General features: G+C 49.5%; 15 protein-coding genes. All 15 read right to left on the bottom strand.

The annotated features are described in order from the left end of the window. Window positions 1–44: 44 nt before the first annotated feature. On the bottom strand, window positions 45–1,088 hold the full coding sequence (gene fliG / locus MD588_RS05125) for a flagellar motor switch protein FliG (RefSeq protein WP_265695859.1): 1,044 nt from the start codon (window positions 1,086–1,088) through the stop codon (window positions 45–47). Further along, entirely contained in the window at window positions 1,081–2,829 is a 1,749-nt protein-coding gene (gene fliF, locus MD588_RS05120; RefSeq protein WP_265695857.1) for a flagellar basal-body MS-ring/collar protein FliF, read from the bottom strand. The genes fliG and fliF overlap by 8 nt, the downstream gene beginning before the upstream one ends. A gap of 15 nt (window positions 2,830–2,844) precedes the next feature. After that, window positions 2,845–3,156, bottom strand: coding sequence for a flagellar hook-basal body complex protein FliE (fliE, locus tag MD588_RS05115; RefSeq protein ID WP_265695856.1), 312 nt, complete (start codon window positions 3,154–3,156; stop codon window positions 2,845–2,847). Between the two features lie 140 nt (window positions 3,157–3,296). Beyond that, complete coding sequence (locus tag MD588_RS05110) at window positions 3,297–4,679, bottom strand: sigma-54-dependent transcriptional regulator (RefSeq protein WP_265695855.1); 1,383 nt, start codon at window positions 4,677–4,679, stop codon at window positions 3,297–3,299. Beyond that, window positions 4,676–5,746, bottom strand: a complete 1,071-nt coding sequence (locus MD588_RS05105) for a sensor histidine kinase (RefSeq protein WP_265695854.1) — start codon at window positions 5,744–5,746, stop codon at window positions 4,676–4,678. Before MD588_RS05105 ends, MD588_RS05110 begins: the two co-directional genes overlap by 4 nt. 152 nt (window positions 5,747–5,898) lie before the next feature. Continuing rightward, window positions 5,899–7,356, bottom strand: coding sequence for a sigma-54 dependent transcriptional regulator (locus MD588_RS05100; protein ID WP_265695853.1), 1,458 nt, complete (start codon window positions 7,354–7,356; stop codon window positions 5,899–5,901). A gap of 291 nt (window positions 7,357–7,647) precedes the next feature. Then, complete coding sequence (fliS, locus tag MD588_RS05095) at window positions 7,648–8,052, bottom strand: flagellar export chaperone FliS (protein ID WP_265695852.1); 405 nt, start codon at window positions 8,050–8,052, stop codon at window positions 7,648–7,650. A gap of 17 nt (window positions 8,053–8,069) precedes the next feature. Further along, window positions 8,070–8,354 carry a flagellar rod protein FlaI gene (locus MD588_RS05090; protein WP_265695851.1) on the bottom strand — a complete coding sequence of 95 codons (285 nt, stop codon included), beginning with the start codon at window positions 8,352–8,354 and terminating at the stop codon, window positions 8,070–8,072. Window positions 8,355–8,385: 31 nt separating this feature from the next. Then, entirely contained in the window at window positions 8,386–9,768 is a 1,383-nt protein-coding gene (fliD, locus tag MD588_RS05085) for a flagellar filament capping protein FliD (RefSeq protein WP_265695850.1), read from the bottom strand. A 20-nt stretch (window positions 9,769–9,788) separates the two neighbouring features. Further along, on the bottom strand, window positions 9,789–10,247 hold the full coding sequence (locus tag MD588_RS05080) for a flagellar protein FlaG (protein ID WP_265695849.1): 459 nt from the start codon (window positions 10,245–10,247) through the stop codon (window positions 9,789–9,791). A gap of 64 nt (window positions 10,248–10,311) precedes the next feature. Continuing rightward, on the bottom strand, window positions 10,312–11,460 hold the full coding sequence (locus MD588_RS05075; protein ID WP_265695848.1) for a flagellin: 1,149 nt from the start codon (window positions 11,458–11,460) through the stop codon (window positions 10,312–10,314). Window positions 11,461–11,865: 405 nt separating this feature from the next. Then, window positions 11,866–12,981: a flagellin gene (locus tag MD588_RS05070; protein ID WP_407676547.1), complete on the bottom strand. Its 1,116-nt coding sequence runs from the start codon at window positions 12,979–12,981 to the stop codon at window positions 11,866–11,868. A 358-nt stretch (window positions 12,982–13,339) separates the two neighbouring features. Beyond that, entirely contained in the window at window positions 13,340–14,530 is a 1,191-nt protein-coding gene (gene flgL, locus MD588_RS05065) for a flagellar hook-associated protein FlgL (protein ID WP_265695846.1), read from the bottom strand. A 14-nt stretch (window positions 14,531–14,544) separates the two neighbouring features. Then, complete coding sequence (flgK, locus tag MD588_RS05060; protein WP_265695845.1) at window positions 14,545–16,428, bottom strand: flagellar hook-associated protein FlgK; 1,884 nt, start codon at window positions 16,426–16,428, stop codon at window positions 14,545–14,547. A 391-nt stretch (window positions 16,429–16,819) separates the two neighbouring features. Continuing rightward, window positions 16,820–17,800, bottom strand: coding sequence for a flagellar assembly peptidoglycan hydrolase FlgJ (flgJ, locus tag MD588_RS05055; RefSeq protein ID WP_265695844.1), 981 nt, complete (start codon window positions 17,798–17,800; stop codon window positions 16,820–16,822). Between the last annotated feature and the right edge of the window lie 9 nt (window positions 17,801–17,809).

The raw sequence follows: 17,809 nt of genomic DNA, 5'->3' as shown, positions 1-17,809 counted from the left end.
AACGAGCCCTTATCGTGCTAAGAGAGCCACAGGCAAACTGAGGGTTATAGGAATTCATCCGCACCACCTCCCCCCGTTAGCATTAGCTCACCGGCATCTGACAGACGACGGGCAATCGACAGAATTTCTTTCTGTGCCGCTTCCACATCGGCAACCCGAATTGGCCCCATCGCCTCAAGATCATCCTGGAGCATTTCGGCAGCACGTTTCGACATGTTACGCAGGATCTTATCACGCAGCATATCATCAGCACCCTTGAGGGCTTTTTGCAGCTGCTCTTGTGGCACATCACGCAGCAAGGTCTGGATACCGCGATCGTCCACTTCTGCCAAGTTGTCGAACACAAACATCAGATCTTCAATCTGAGTAGCCATGTCTTCATCGTTCTCGCGGATCTGATCCATCAACAGACCTTCAACGTTATTGTCGAGGTAGTTCATGATTTCAGCCGCAGCTTTAGTACCACCAATCTTCGCCGCCTGGGCACCAGCCTGGCCAGCAAACTGTTTCTCCATGATGTCATTAAGCTCATGCAGTGCCGCTGGCTGGACTTCTTCCAGGTTGGCGATACGCATCATCAGATCAAGACGTACTCGCTCCGGGAACTGCGCCAGGATTTCTGCTGACTGCTCGGGCTCAAGATAGGAAAGTACAATCGTTTGGATCTGCGGGTGCTCGTTAAGAATAATACTGGCCACCTGACGGGGATCCATCCATTTCAACGAATCTAGGCCACGGGAGCCACTGCCCATCAGGATCTGATCAACCAGGTTGTTGGCCTTGTCTTCACCCAACGCCGCCACCAGCGTATTACGGACAAAATCTTCGCTGCCCATACCAATGCTGGTGTATTTCTGAATATCTTCCAAGAAATGACGGTGAACAGCAGACACCTTGTCTTGACTTAAGTCCGCCATCGAGGCCATCACGCCACCGACTCGCTGAACCTGCTTCGGCTCAAGGTGACGGATAATGCTCGCGGCATCTTGCTCACTCAGGCTAAGCAACAGGATCGCGGCTTTATCCGCGCCGGTTAAAGTCGTGACATCAAATTTTTTATCTTCTGTGGTTGCGACTTCATTAGCCATCTTCATTCACCCAACTTTTCACAACTTGCGCAGCCAGATCTGGTTCATTAGCTACCAATGCCCTGACGGCTTTCAGCAAGTCTTCATCTTTATGTAGATTTGGCAAATCTAAACTACTGCTGCTCAGCTCAAGGGTATCGACCCCATCCAGCTCAGCACCAATCAAATCAATACCGTCTTCGCCACCAGTAACGACCGGTAGACCATTCTCATCCAATGGCGTGCCGTCGGCAGCTTGGTTCGGGTACAGTAGTTTGCGCATCGCAGGGCGGACGAGTACCACCACCACCACAATAATAACCAGTGCCGCAGCCAGCCAACGTACCCACGTATTGAAGTTCGGGTGTTCCCAAATTGGCAAATCCGCGACCAACTCTTCTTCTGGCAGAGCAAACGGTACAGAAATAACTTCCAGCAGATCGCCACGGCCGGCAGCGAAACCCACCCCACCTTTCAGCAGTCGGCTGATCTTGGCCAGTTCGGCCTCGCTCACCGGAACACGGGTAATTTCACCTGTTTCAGGGTTCACGACCTGCTTGTAATCAATTGCGACCGATACCGTCTGACGGCTAACAATGCCAGTTTGGGCACGCTTATGCCTAATCGTGGTATCCAGCTCAAAGTTGCGGGTTGACTCGCGGTGCACCGAACCGTTACTTGAACCTTTGCCCGACTGCATATCGGCAATGTCTTGTGGTATAGAGGCATCCGCCGGCGGCTGGTTACTTAGCGCTCCCGGGATACCGGCAACCACATTGCCATTGTTGTAATCTTCCAGCGTATATTCACTCCGAGTCGAAGGCGTCGCCGGATCATATTGTTTGTGGGTCTCCTCAACGGCGCTGAAGTCCATTGAGACATCAACCTGTGAAGTATAATTACCCAGGCCCAGTACCGGGATCAGAATGGCATCGATTTTCTCTCGCAGCGCCTGTTCTTGTTTTCGCTCTAGCTCATATTCTTTGCGCTGTGCGGTTGCACTCGGATCTTCCGTACCTGAGCTCAACAGGCGGCCATGCTGATCGGTCACGGTAACTCGGGTCGGGCGAAGCCCCGGCACCGCGGTGGCGACCATATCGACAATCGAATCCACTTCCTGCTGCCCAAGGTTGCCGCTGCTTCCTAAGGTTAAGAATACTGTCGCTGATGCTTCCTGGTTATGACGGACAAAAACGCTCTGCTTAGGCATAGCCAGTAGCACCTGGGCCTTACGAACCTGCCGGATTTGCTCAATAGCCCGGGCAAGCTGACGTTCACGGCTCAACTTCAGACGCTCGCGCTCAAGACGCTGGGAAACACCAAAGCCCATATCCTGCAGCAAAATCTCATCGCCTTCGGCAACGACGTTATTCAATCCTGCGCGGCTCATCTCAAGCTTGATAGACGCGAAATTATCTGCAGCAACGCGGATCGTATTGCCGTCCAGCTGGTACTCAATTTTTTTCTGATCGAAATGATCAAGAATTGGGATCAGTTCTTCGGTCGGATAGGAACCCAGCGGTCGCATCTCTGGCTCTTTGATCCAGGCGACCACAAGGACGATTAATGCCACACAAATAGCAACAGACAGCACCAGAATAACCTGGCGCAGGAGATCGAGGTTACCCAGCATGCTATCGACACGAGAGGCATTCTTCTCTTCTGTATCAGGATTCTGCAGTTCCAGCTCACTGTCAGTGACAACCGGAGTCGGGGCATTACCTGCAACGGCTAATTCGTTGTTTGAAGATTGTTCCGACACTTACTAATTCCTGAATTACACTGGCATGTTCATTAATTCTTTATACGCTTCGACCATTTTGTTGCGTACCTGAACAGTCGCCTCAAAAGCCACACTGGATTTATTTCGGGCAATCATAACATCCGAAAGCGAGACGCTACGGTCTCCTTGGTCAAAACGGGTTGCCAGCTCACTAGATTCTGACTGGAGGTTATTCACCGTTTTAACGGCATCATTCAGCACGGCACCGAAATCAGCACTGACCTGCTGGCCAGTCGCCGGGCGTGTGGCACTCTGGGCTTCCAAACGCATTGCCTGCATTTCAGCCTGTAATCCATTGACTTTCATATTCTTCCCCGCACAGTCAAAAAATTGTCACCAGAGAAATTGAGTGACGATTTTTGTTCATTTTTGATGTTTGTTCTTACTGCAACTTGCAAGCTTAACGTCAGTATGGCTAAAAAGACCAGTAAAATAGATCTTTTACCCTAAACTGGGATCTCAATTCCCGCATCGCGCATTTTCGCGAGCTTATAACGTAGTGTCCGCGGGCTGATCCCCAGCTTCTCTGCTACATCTTTACGACGCCCTTCGCAGGCTCGAATGGTATCGAGAATAATGGAGAATTCCTGTTCCCGAAGTTCACTACCAAGTCCATCTGCTGAAGCCGGAACCTGGACAGGATCAACACTCGGAGCGGAAGCTGTCAATTCTACCGCGCTTTGTAAGCTTTGTGCATCAAGCCAGTCCAAACCTTCTAACAAGATATGGTCATTTTCAATACTGTGACCATCACACAGGATCAGTGCCCGTTGAATAACGTTATCTAGCTCACGTACATTACCCGGCCATGGGTACTGCTGCAACTTTGACAACGCCAACGGACTCAGCTTAGGAACAGGTTGCCCCTGCTTCATGCAGTGGCGCTCAGTCAGGTAGGTCGCAAGCGGAGCAATATCCCCCTTGCGCTCGGCAAGCGCCGGCCATACCAGCGGGAAGACGTTTAAGCGGTAATACAAGTCTTCACGGAAGTGCCCCTCGGCCACATACTGCTTCAGATCACGGTTACTGGTTGCCAGAACCCGAACATCCAACTTGATACTCTTGCGGCTGCCCAGCCGTTCAACTTCGCGTTCCTGCAGCACCCGTAATAGTTTTACCTGGAGGTTCAAATCCATCTCGCTGATTTCATCAAGCAAGATGGTACCGCCCTGCGCTTGCTCGAATTTCCCCGGACAGGCCTGCACGGCACCGGTAAACGCCCCTTTCTCATAGCCAAACAAGGTCGCTTCCAACATGTTATCCGGAATCGCAGCGCAGTTAATGGCGATAAACGGACCATCATGACGATTGGAATGCTCATGAATATAACGCGACATCACTTCTTTACCCGAACCGCTCGGCCCCAGCACCATCACGCTGGCATCTGTTTTCGCCACTTTTTCCGCAAGTGCAAGCAGCTTGAGTGATTTTTCATCCGACGCGATAGCACGGCCTGATTCACTTTTCACCGGTGCATAACGACTTACCATATTAAGCAAAACTTCCGGCGCAAAAGGTTTAGCCATGTAGTCAATGGCTCCCTCTTTCATCGCCGATACTGCGTCTTCAATATTGGCGTAGGCCGTCATCAGCAACACCGGCAACTTTGGCCAGTGCTGTTTTATACTGCGTAGTAGCCCTAATCCATCCATGCCTGCCATCTGAACATCAGAAACAACAATATCCACCGGCTCAGACTTCAACAATAACAAAGCTTGCTCGGCACTTTCCGCTTCTAGCCACTGATAACCCGCCAATGCTAACGTATCAACCAGAGCTTCACGTAGCCCTTCATCATCCTCTACGACTAGTACGCGGCTTTGATTCATTGCTGCTCTCCAATTGTTGTATTGTTATGGGGTTGGGCAGATCCAGACGAAATCGCCTGACGGTCAGCCAAAGGTAAAGCCAAGGTGAAGCAAGCACCTTTTCCTAGCTCAGATTCTAATAGCAAACGCCCTTTATGCGCTGAGGCCACCATTTGGACCACTGCCAGGCCGAGACCGGTTCCCTGCTGTCGGGTCGTAAAAAACGGCTCCAGTATTTTCGCCTGCATGTCCGGCGCAATACCCGGACCGTTATCACGAACGGACAAATGTATCAGGTCATCCTTCAGGACACAGCTCAAGGCAACTTGGCACTGCTTACCCGCCATTTGAATGGCATTGGTGATCAAGTTACTCAACGCACTGGCCAAGGCATTGGCATTACCCAGAATCACCTGACTTTCGTCATCACAGTCGATACTAAAATCCACTTGATTAGCCACAACTTGCGCTTCTACCATGCTATCAAGTTCGTTTAACAAACTTTCCAGAGTAAACGGCTCAACGACCTTATTGTCGCCGCCCTTTGCAAACAACAGCATATCATTAACTTGCTTTTCCAAATCATGTAGGCGATCAACTAATTTGGTCTGAAAACGCTGGCGGGTCTGGGTATTGAGGTTCGGTGCCGACAGGTTGGAAGCATAGAGCATCGCACTCGATAACGGGGTACGAACCTGATGGGCCAGTGAAGCGACCATTTTACCTAGCGAGGAAAGTCGCTGCATTTCACTGATCCGTGACTGAAGCAAGCGCGTTTCCGTCATATCGGTAATGAAAATCAACTGTCCGCTATCCGAAGCTGAAATAGCGAGCTTAACTTTACGGCCATTGCGCAGCGAGACCTCATGGCCATCATCTTCTTGCGGTGCAAATGCCCGCTGAATGACGGAAAACCAGCGTTCTCCTTGAAGCGGTTCACCCAATAAACGGTGGGCTTCGGGATTGGCTTCACAGACGAGTCCCATCGGATCGAGAAAAATCACCCCTGACGGCATGACATCCAGTACCTGCTGATACCGGCTCACCTGCTGTGTTAATGTGCCAAGCGGAGATTCATTGTCACCCATGAGATACCTGTCAAAAATACATAATGGCGTAAAACAAGCACATTTTATGCCAAAAAATAAACAATTATAATCAATGGGTTAACGCAAAGAAAGGGATTTTGACGGCGTCAGGAAAATGACACCGTCGATTTTGAAGGGAGGAGTAAGGCAGCTTAACGTAGGTCTTCCTTGCTCAAACCATACTTACGCATTTTCTCCACCAAAGTGGTGCGTCGCATTCCCAGCATATCAGCAGCACGTGCCACGACACCGGTCTGTGCTTCGAGCGCCTGGCGGATCATCTCCACCTCCAGCTCTGCCAGCATCTCTTTTAGATTTACCCCTTCAGGTGGCAAATCGCTCATGCCCGCCTGATCTTCCGCTTCGACATAAGTGGTAGCAAACATATCAGCCAAGGCCGCACGTTCCTGATCTTCCGTCGAGAGGAAATGCTCCTCGGGCTGGAAGTCAGGCAGTTCACTATAGCGGTACTTCATCGGCAAGTGGTTTACATCCACCATTTCACCTGGGTAAAGAATAATTAGCCGCTCGACCAGATTTGCCAGCTCACGAACATTGCCTGGCCAGTCATGATCCATCAACGATGTAATGGCTCGTGGTGTGAAGTGGATCTGTTTTGCGCCTTCGGCTTCCATTCTTGCCAGCAGCTCTTGCAGCAATAACGGGATATCTTCGATACGCTCGCGCAGTGCCGGCATTTCTATCGGGAAGACATTCAAGCGGTAATACAGATCTTCACGGAAAGAGTTATCTTGGATCATTTCATCGAGATTGCGGTGCGTCGCGGCAATAATGCGGACATTGGCCTTGATAGTGCCATTTCCACCGACCCGCTCGAAGCAACGTTCCTGCAGGACACGCAGTAACTTCACCTGCATCGACATTGGCATGTCGCCGATTTCGTCCAAGAAAAGCGTTCCGCCTTCCGCCAATTCAAAACGACCTTTTCGGGCAGCTATCGCGCCTGTAAATGCCCCTTTTTCATGGCCGAACAATTCACTTTCCAGCAAGTCCGGTGGAATAGCACCGCAGTTAACCGGTACAAACGGACCTTTTCCGCGGGATGAGTGATAGTGAATATTACGGGCTACGACTTCTTTACCCGTGCCTGACTCACCCAAAATTAATACGCTGGCATCAGTTGCGGATACCTGCTCAATCAAATGGCGCACCTGGCTGATCGTTTCACTGCGGCCAACCATGCTACGAAATAAGGTATTTTTTCGTCCGAGCTGAGGGATCTGAAATGCTCGCTTGCCCAGAAATTCCTGGCAATGACGCAAAGCATCCGATAATTGCCCATAGTGCAAAGGCAACTCAAGCTCACCCACGTAATTCGGCAAACCCGCCAATTCACTGGCATGGTTTGACAGTGCAATAACAGGAATATGGTTATGAATACGCAGATAGTCCAGAATCTTGTTCAGTGATTTACCAGTACTGATATTACCCAGTAAACAAGCACCCCAAGCCTTTTCCCAAAGCGAATTTTCTACCTCGTCTGTCGTAACAGCTTCGTGTTGTTCACCAACAAAATTCAGGATGACACTAAGGTCATGACGGTGCTGCGGATCGTCATCAATAACGAGGGTCTTAGCTAAAGCTTGCATAGGAGAGATATTGCCTGCCTTTATAGGATTTTCTATTCTGTGGCTTTTATACCAAATTGAACAACTATCAAATCCGGTCAAAAATTGTTGAATTTAGTATGGCTGATATACAGCAACCAAAAATTATTGCCGCCCATTGTAATAAAAGCACAGGAGAAGGCAACTAGGGACACCCAAAAGCTGTGACCCCAGTACAAAGGAAAGTGCAAATCAAATCATTATGGCTAATTTTTTGACCTCGCGTGCGAGAAAAGTCATTAACCAACGAATTGCATGTGCAATTAGCGGGGATTATACATCCAGTTGCGTCATATTATGATATTCAGCAGGAATTTGATCCCAGGCTGATTTGATCTCACGAAGCATTTCGATAACATCATCGATAGGTTCGGCAAGGTTATCCTGGTTCGCTTTATAAATCTGCTGAATCATGTAGTCATACAGAGCATCTAAATTTGATGCGATATCAGCACCGTCTTCCATCGACAGGCAGCTGCGTAAGCTGATCACGATATCCAGAGCCTTGCCTAAGCGCTCGCCCTTAACGGCAATCGATCCCTGCTCCATAGCCGCTTTGCCCTGGATCAGGCGTTCAATTGCACCGGCCATCAGCATCGAGATCACACGGTGCGGAGATGCTGATGTTAATTGACTATCCACTGAGACTCGTTTGTAAGCCTGTAGAGATCCTCTCATTGCCATTTTCTTAAACCTTACCGAAATTTATTATAAGCCTGCATCGAGCGTTGCCCGTGCTGTAGCCGCTGGAGTTGACCTGCTGACATATCACGATGATGACGGATACGCGCAAGTAAACACGACGTACGTTCTACGGCTGCCTGCCACTCGGTTTTATCCAAGCATTCAGGCTGAGCCATTAACTGTTGTAAAAGCTCATCACGTTGCTGTAATAGCTGCTGCAAACGATCAGAATCAATATCCCCTTCAACGGCTAGCATTGCTTCCAGTTGATCGTCTAATTGATTTAAACGCTGCATTCGCGACTCTCTTACATGAAATTCCAAAAAATTACTGCGGCATCATACTCATCATAGAGTTGAGCTGACTTTTCATCTGCCCCATGGCATTGTCCATCGCCGTAAACTGATCATGGGCACGCTTCTGAACGCTCTCCATTCTTCGATCTAAATTGCTTTGATCGGTATTCAGGCGCATCACCTGTTCGTTTAGGCTATTCTGGCGCCCCTTGATACTGCCGGTAATACCGGTATGAGCATGGATCAAGTCTTCTATCTTGCGGGCAAAACCGTCACGACTGCCAAAGAACTCCCCGACATCAGCAAAGTTCTGCTCAAGCTGCTTATCAAGTATGTCATAGTCAATTTCGAGTCGCCCTGCCATCGTGCTGGTTATCCCAAGCTCACTCAGGGTTTTAACCGTTTCCGGCGCCCCTTCTATCGGAGACGAAAATGCCGCTCGGAGCTGATTATCGACGGTACGAATAATACTGTCGCCCACCAGTGGGCCTTTTTCCTGCGTTTCAGGATCAAACTTGCCGAGTTCGCGAGATACGTCAAAAAACTGATTGTAGGCATTGACGAACTGTTCAACCGCACCGCCAACTGCATTGCGATCATAGGCTACATCAACCAAAACATCTTTTTTACTTTCTTTACCGTCTGCATTGTCACTCAATGCCACGAGATTGAGGTCAACCCCTTTAATTGCATCTTCGATAACATTGGTATCGCTGGTGACCACCGCCAGCCCATCGATAACCACTTTGGCATCCCCGGCGGCCTGCATCTCGCTCATCGAGTTAATCTCGTTGTTGCGGTTAAAGCCAAACTTTTGCAGAGTACTGGCGATAGGCGCATCGACCCGCACTTTTATATTGTTCTGTTCTCCGCTCTTGTCTGCCGAGAGTACCAGGCGCGCACCGACATCATCTTTAATGACCGAGGCCATCACCCCGGAATTTGACGGATGACGGTTAATAAGGCGAACAACATCGATAATTTTACTTTCATCTTCGGGGATCTCGACATTGAACGAGCTCGCTCCCAAAGATATTGCCAGCTTGCCTGCGCCCATTTTGTCATCTTCATCGAAGGTGCCGGACACGATTTTATGCGATTGAGCCAGCTGCTCAACCTTCACGCTGTATTTTCCAGGGATCGCTTCATGGGAAGCTGAAGCCGTCAGCACATCACTATTGTCGCTAGAGACTGTGCGCGAAGACATGGTATGGTTGCGACGAAAATCTGACATCATATATTTCATCTCGTCTAACGAACTCTTCAGCTTGCCGTAAGCACTGATACTGACATCAATGTTATCTCGCTGCTGATTGATCCGCGCTTCTTTCGGTGCCTTTTCAGCTTCGACGATCGTATTAACCATTTTGTTAATATCAAGACCGGAAGCGGTGGCCGCTGCGCCTATGTTCATTGACTACCTCGAATGATGGATTACACTTTCGTCGTTACCAGCCCTCCCGAATTGGCTGCCAACTGCCGGGATAGTGCTAACATATCTTCATCAGGGATCTGACGGACAATATCACCGGTTCGCTTATCGTAAATGGTGACAATATTCTTACCCGAATCTTCATCGATTCGAAATGCCAGCCCTTTGTTCAGGGTACTACCGACAAATTCTTCGATGCGCTCTACCACTTTTTCCAGTTGTTCACGTTGCAGCTGATGCTGTTGTTCAACATTGGCGGATTGCTCAACCCGGCGGACATCGGTATTACCCTTATCGCTGCTCGGAATTGCAGTCTGCTGGCTGGGAGTATTAGCGGCAGATGGTGAAGCCTGAGAATCACTAGTAGATTTATTAGCAATATTTGTGCCAGCAGAAGCATGGTTGCCATTCGTCGAAGAACGGGGGGGAAGTGAAGAAGTAGAAACAGGTTTGACATCCATATTCTTTCACCTTCTGATAGCAGAAAACGGCAAGGAGTTTCCCCCTTGCCGTTATTACGAGGTATTAACCTAGCAGGCTTAGTGCCGCTTGTGGTGCCTGTTTTGCCTGAGCAAGAATTGACGTAGAAGCCTGAGACAGGATCTGGTTCTTCGTCATGTTCGTTGTCTCTTTCGCAAAGTCCGTATCACGGATACGGCTGTTAGATGCAGACACGTTCTCGTTAACGTTATTCAGGTTGTTGATAGTGTGGTTCAGACGGTTCTGAGATGCACCTAGCTGAGCACGCTCTGAGTCAACGTACTTCATCGCGCCATCAAGAACGGCAACCGCTTGTTGTGCACCACCTACAGACGTTACATCAATTTCTGACACTGTGGTGTTCGCAGCCGTACCGGCAATTGATGCATCAACGGCGTTGCCCGCACCATCTGTCATTGCGATACCACCAGTGGTTACACCAACCGCACCTTCAGAAGAGAATAGCTGTAGCTCGCCATCTTCAGACACAGAGGCATTGATCTGGTCGTTCTGACCGTTGATGCGAGTCGCGATTTCTTCGATATCATCGCCCTTAACCAGGTCAACTTTTACTGCAGTTGCCGTACCTGCAGAGTCAGTAACACTTAGCTCAATCGCAGTATCTGCATTCAGAGTTGAGTCTGCAGTCGCCTTGTTGGTTGAAACCAACATGCTGCCACCCATTTTAGTTTCATCAGAACGAACGTTGTTGAAGTTCATCTGAACCGCTTCACCTGAATCAGCACCAACCTGGAAAGAACGTGAGCCGAACTGGCCGTTTAGCAGCTTAGTACCACCGAAAGAGGTCGTTTCAGCGATACGGTTTAGTTCGTCGTTAAGCGCCGTCACTTCTTCCTGGATTGAGTCACGGTCTTCCTGAGAGTTAGAACCGTTAGAAGACTGTAGTGATAGGTCACGCATACGCTGTAGGATGCTGGTTGTTTCTTGCATCGAACCTTCAGCTGTCTGCGCCATTGAGATACCGTCGTTGGCGTTACGTACTGCAACGTCAAGACCGCGGCTCTGTGTCATCAAACGGTTAGAGATCTGTAGACCCGCTGCATCGTCTTTAGCACTGTTGATCTTGCTACCAGTTGCAAGACGCTCCATCGATTTGCCAGAAGCTTCAGTCGCCTGGCCTAAGTAACGCTGAGCGGTCATTGCAGAAACGTTAGTATTTACTGTAACTGCCATAATGTATCTCCTTAAGTATTCAAAATGGCTTGACCAGCCCAGCCGGTAAAACCTTGTTATTCTTCGTACATGAGTTGTAACGGCATGCTTCGAAAAACCTTTAAGATTTTTTTTGGAATTTTTTTAAAACTGATTAAAACGTGATCAAGTTAATAAAAATCAAAATGATAAAGTGAAGCGCAGGAAGGGAAATGGCACGCGTAACAAAGCGTTCAACGGTAATGCTGGGTTCAAAAGCCCCAAGGAAGTATCAATCACTTGCTCCTCCCTTGAACCGGCTCTTCCTAGAGCCTAGGGCCCGCGTTATGCCCGCCCTTACTCCAGCACTAGGTTTTCGTCCCTTAGAAAAAAAAACGGCAAGAGGTTGCCTCTTGCCGTTTATCGATGTTTCCGGGAAACGGAAAATTATTGCAGCAGGCTCATTGCCGCCTGCGGAACCTGTTTGGCCTGGGCAAGAATAGAGGTACTTGCCTGCTGTAGGATCTGGTTCTTCGCCATTTCCGTGGTTTCCTTGGCAAAGTCCGTATCACGGATTCGGCTGTTAGAAGCCGATACGTTTTCAGACACGTTCGCCAAGTTATTGATGGTATGGCCAAGACGGTTCTGCTTCGCACCCAGGTCAGCACGTTGGCTGTCGATATACTTCAGTGCCGCATCAATAATTGGCACGGCCTGTTGAGCACCACCGACAGATTCAACATCGATATCACCAACAGATACCGCTGTTGCTGCACCAGCAATATCACCCGCCACAACTGTGCCATCGGTGTTTTTCATCTGCATCGCGCCAGCAGTTACCGCAACATCACCGTCACCGGCAAAAATCTGCAGCTCGCCCTCTTCGCTTACCGAAGCATTAACCGCAGAGTTCTGGCCGTTGATACGTGTCGCGATTTCTTCAACGTCATCGCCCTTTAGAAGGTCAACGCTGACATCGGTCTTATTACCCAGCTTGTCGGTAACCGAGAAGCTAACTGTGGCATTGGCATTCAGCTCTGCGCCTGGGGCGATTTTGTTGGTAGATACCAGCAGGCTACCGCCCATTTCTTCATAGTCGGCACGGACACTGTCCATTCCCATAATGATCGCTTCACCAGAATCGGCACCTATCTGGAAGGCAGCCTCGCCAAATGTACCGTTCAGTAGTTTACGGCCACCAAATGCCGTTGTTTCGGCGATACGGTTCAATTCGTCCTGCAGTGCAGAGACTTCTTCCTGAATGGCCACACGGTCATCATCCGAGTTCGCGCCATTGGCAGACTGGAGCGACAGATCACGCATTCGTTGCAGAATACTGGTTGATTCCTGCATTGCACCTTCTGCTGTCTGTGCAATTGAAATACCATCATTGGCGTTACGCATCGCCACATTCAGGCCACGCGTCTGCGCCACCAAACGATTCGAGATCTGCAGACCCGCAGCATCGTCTTTAGCACTGTTAATCTTACTACCCGTAGAAAGACGTTCCATCGAGGTACTAAGATCACTTGTTGCTTTGCCCAGGTAACGCTGCGCAGTCATGGCAGACACGTTGGTGTTTACTGTTACACCCATTTTGCTCTCCTTTGACTTTCGCTCTTGGTCAGCGAAACAGCCTACCCGCAACAGTCAAAACTAAAGACAGTGAAGCGGGGCCAGCTATATATAGTATTAATTTGTATTGGCAATCAGTTTGCCACTGATTTGCCACCGATATCTTATTAGCAATCATCATGCCAAAAATAAAACCATTTATTTACAATCACTTACACCTAGCAATTATTATATTCAGCACCAAGCGGCAACTCGATGCCTTCGCGTATTACCGCTATTGCCGTAGCAATAAAAAACCTTTGCCGCAACAAAGGTTTTCTGTCGATGACTACACTATGTGTCATCGCTAGATGTAGTTAAATAAGTTCAGATCCTTGGTCTTGGCAAAAGCCTGCTGAGAGGCCTGCAATGCCATCATATTCTCATTCAGCTCAATAACGGCAGTTGCATAATCCAGGTCTTCCAAGGTTCCGCGCGCTTGGCTCATCACGATCTTAAAGTCCTGGTGCATATCTTCCTGACGGTCTAAAGTCTGAAGCCGGGTACCAATTTCTGAACGCGCCCGGTTGATATGCTTGAACCCTTCTGACAATTCAGCTGCGGCCTGGTGTAGCTCAGCCGTTGCCGAGGCATCAGATACATCACTGTCTGACAGGTCGATACTGCGCTTAAAGGCATCAAACACATTCACCGTATCCTGGCGAGAAAGGTCAATAATATCGCCATCTTTAATTTCCCCTTCCAGATCAACCTGCAAGGTTCCCCACTGAATGCCAACCTTAGGATCAAATGACGCACTGCTAACCTTCGTCCCGTTCTGGAACAACTCATAGGCCGTGCCGGCAGAGGACGTCGAGAACTCAATCCGGTAAGCAGACTGATCGGCATCATTACTATTACGTGCCTGCGACAGCAATAACAAAGAACCGCTTTCCAGATCATAATCAGGTTGGTAGTCACCATACGGGTTAGCAACTTCCATAAATAATTTATCACCGGCATCATTTAACGGAACATCAACTGCCGGGGCTACTTTGGCCATGCGCTGATAGCTGTCGCCCACATAGCTAACATTGCCGTTGTTGTCACGGAAGAACGGCTGCTTGCTATATTGCGTGCCGGCAAAAATAAAGTTGCCCGATTCATCTTGGCTGTTTACCTGGTTCATAAAAGAATCAAACAAGCCCTGCATATCTTGCTTATGGGCAATCCGGTCATCACCGGACAGCGAGCCGTTTACCATCATCATCGATTTGCGCTTGGCTTCATCGAGCAGGTTTTCAACTTCCGTGATAGCGGTTTCTTCATTGTTCAGGCGATTTCGTGCCAGAGTGATCGATTTGATCGACTGTTCGATCTGGGTATTTTGCTGATCAAAGTTCTGGATATAAATCGAGGAGACCGGATCATCACCCGCGGTCAGCAAGCGCTTGCCAGAAGCCAGTTGCTCCTGGTTCTCCTGCACTTTGACCTGCTGGCGATTCATGTCATTCGCTACCGAGCGGTAATTATGGAAGCTGGCCATACGGCTAATCATGATAATCAGTCTCCCTAGCGTGATGCATTAAGTAAAGTGTCAAAAGTCTCATTGGCCACCGTCATGATCCGCGACGAGGCCATATAGGCTTGCTGAAACTTCATCATATTTGCCGCTTCCTCATCGAGGTTCACACCTGCAATCTCTGCGACTCGGCTTTCGGCGGCGTCTTTCTCGACGAGGCCGACTTCTTTCAGACGAGCTGCTGAAGCTTTCTGTACCCCCATCTCGGTGTTCAAGCCTTGGTAAACATCGATAACCGTCGAACGCCCTTCATCCATCATCTTGTCAGCCTGCAAGGTCTGCATCTTGATCAAGTTACCGTTATCACCGTCTGCCGGATTTAAGTTGACGGCAAGAACGTCGCCACCGACAGCGCCTTTCCCCAGCGTAAAGCCCGTGCCCCCGACAACCACTTCGCCTGATGGCGGATAAGGCTGCGGCGGCCGTAAAATATTGCCCTTCATGTCTAACACGGCAAACTGGCTGGCATCGGGCGAGACCGCGACCTGAAACTCAGTCAGGTTACCCGGGCTAGTAATGCTAAATTCGGCCTGTCCCTGCATGGTACTGGCCGAACTCAGGTAACTCTGGGCGGCAATTTTTGCCGGATCGGCAATGCTGACACTGATTTCTCCCGCCGCCGAGCGGGTCGGACGCAATACAATACGCTCACCAGCCTTCATCGGCGCATCCATTTCGACCCGAAAACCATCCATTGAGAATGCCGGCGGATTACCGCTAGGGATCACCTTCTGCTGTGAGCCGTCAGGCAGGGCCAAGGTATGCTGGCTGCCATCAAACGTCAGATCGTATTCACCAATCTTCAACTCACTTAAATCTTCGATATAAACTTTCAAATCAGCCGTCGAACCTACCGGCAGCTTGGCTCTGGCAGCGGCTATCGCCGGATCGTTAACATCACGAAACATGTTTTCACCGACCTGGCCGTTAAGATCCAGCCCCTGCTGCTGTAATTCATTGACCGAGTGGGAAAAGCCGATTGCAATCCGTCCCATTTCATCCATTGCATGGGACAGTGTTTCATCTCGATACTGGAACATAGCGGCCATTTTGCCGCCAATATCGTCATTTTGGATGGTTTTCAGCGATTTACCTTCCACGATTGCCAACCGGGTCTGCTGCGGATCGGGTTGACCGCCGACCATCCGCAGTTCACTGGCTTCGGTACCGGAAACCAGTGTATGACCACTACCGATCATAATATTAAAGCTCTCGTCGTTCTTGCGAGTCACGGTAACCTTGGTGTATTCCGACAGCTCATTGACCAAGTTCTGGTGGCGATCCAGCAAGTCATTGTCATGGCCTAAGGCCGGTGTTTTTACCAATGCCTTATGTACGTCCACCAGCTCTTTGGCAATATCATTTACGCGATTCAGGGTTCGTGATAGCACTTCATTGGTTTCTGATTTCTGACGCGCCAATATTGCATGGTTATCATTCAATCCGGAGGCGACCATTTTGGCTTTTTCCAGCACGACCTTACGCGAACCCATATCGCTCGGGCTGTCTGCCAGCGCCTTGACCGCGTCATACCACTGGTTCATGTCTTCCGGGATCTTCTTGGCACTGTTGGCGAGCATGTTATCTAAGCGACCAAGCTGTCCTTCCCGCTCTGTCGCATAGCTAAGATTGGTGGTCGTCAGATTTAATTCGTTGGTGGCAAATTGATCGTACCCACGGCGAACTTCTGCCGCATGGACACCGGTACCGTACTGGCTGCCTCCCCACCAAATAGGATCGTTGGTTTGCTGCACAACAGACTGACGGCTGTAGCCTTCGGTATTAACATTGTTAATGTTGTGGCTGGTCGTGTTTAACTGTCGTTGTGCAGTCATCAGACCTTGAGTGCCCATATTGAGCAGGTCAAACCCCATGATGCCTCCGGTGAGTTAAGGGGATAAATCATACAGAGACATTTAAGCAAAAATCATTCCAGATCTCACAGCGAGGTTAAATGGTTGATTTGCAATTATTTTTGTTTTGGTAAGTTATTGTTTTTGTGAATAGAGGCAAAGGGTTGCCGAGGAGGAACGAGAGGCCGGTTCCTGGTTGCTAGCTCCTAGAAACGGCAAGAGCTGAGTATCAATAGGGGTTCTGGGTTCTGGGTTCTGGGTTCTGGGTTCTGGGTTCTGGGTTCTGGCGAGACAGTTCTACAAATTGCTCTCAGGCTCAAGCTTTTGCTCTCCCTGGAACCGGCTCTTCCCAGTACCTAGAACCTTTGTTTCATTCTCTAGGAACTAGCATCTATGAACTAGGCTCTAGCTCCTATTTCATCAGCCGCTTCACCGTATCCATCACCCCGATAATCTTATCGGAATATTGCGGGTCGGTGGCATAACCCGCCTTATGCAGATTACGGATAAAGCGGACGGGATCAGCTGGCTGTTCCAGTGCTTTAGAGTAACGTGGATTCTCGTTCAGGAAGCGCACATAGTCATTAAAACTATCCTGATAATTGTCATAGGAACGAAACGCGGCTTTTTCCTGTACCGGGATACCATTATGGAACTCCAGGGTATTGGTCGCGACTTTGTTGCCAGACCAACGCGGATCAGCCTTGATATTAAACAAGTTATTACTGTTGCCCGCGGCATTTTTGATGACTTTTTTCCCCCAGCCGGTCTCCAGCGCAGCCTGAGCGATCAACACTGACGGTTCAGTTCCCAATGCATGAGCCGCTTTTTCCGCATAGGGACGCATTCTGGTGACAAAATCCTGAGGAGAATCAAAAGGCCGGTCATTAACCAGAGGCTTAAGCGGCGGTAGCGGCGACGCTGGAGCCGTAAACGTAACAGGCTCAGCCTGTTGCATCACCTGCAGAGCATCATCGGCAGCTTTTTCCACCATAGCCTTATCGGGTTGCTTTCCTTGGGTATCAAACGGTAAACGTAATGGAGTATCACTGACAGCATCGCGGATGTCCTGCTCTGAAGCCGGCACCTCCTCTTCGCCTCCCAATTGAGAGACAATCAGATCAGCCAAACCCAGCGAGCCCGTAGCGCTCAGTTCACTAGCCATCTGCTCGTCATGCATCTGCTCGAAGAACTTGCTATTGCTACTGCTCATCAGATCAGATTCAAACGCCTCATTGGCCTCACGCATCGACTTAAACAACATCTGAGTGAAAATAGCCTCAAACTGCTGCGCGGCAGCACGCAAAGACTGGCTTTCATCATCCTTGATCCCTGCCCTTAACCGGTCAAGGTTGGAAATATCATGGATAAATCCCGGATTGGCTGTTTTCATCGTCGATCC

Origin of the sequence: Photobacterium obscurum, assembly GCF_026191635.1 — a bacterium.
Taxonomy (GTDB): Bacteria; Pseudomonadota; Gammaproteobacteria; order Enterobacterales; family Vibrionaceae; genus Photobacterium; species Photobacterium obscurum.
The sequence above is the reverse complement of the archived record's forward strand: the minus strand, read 5'-3'. Positions and strand labels throughout refer to the sequence as shown.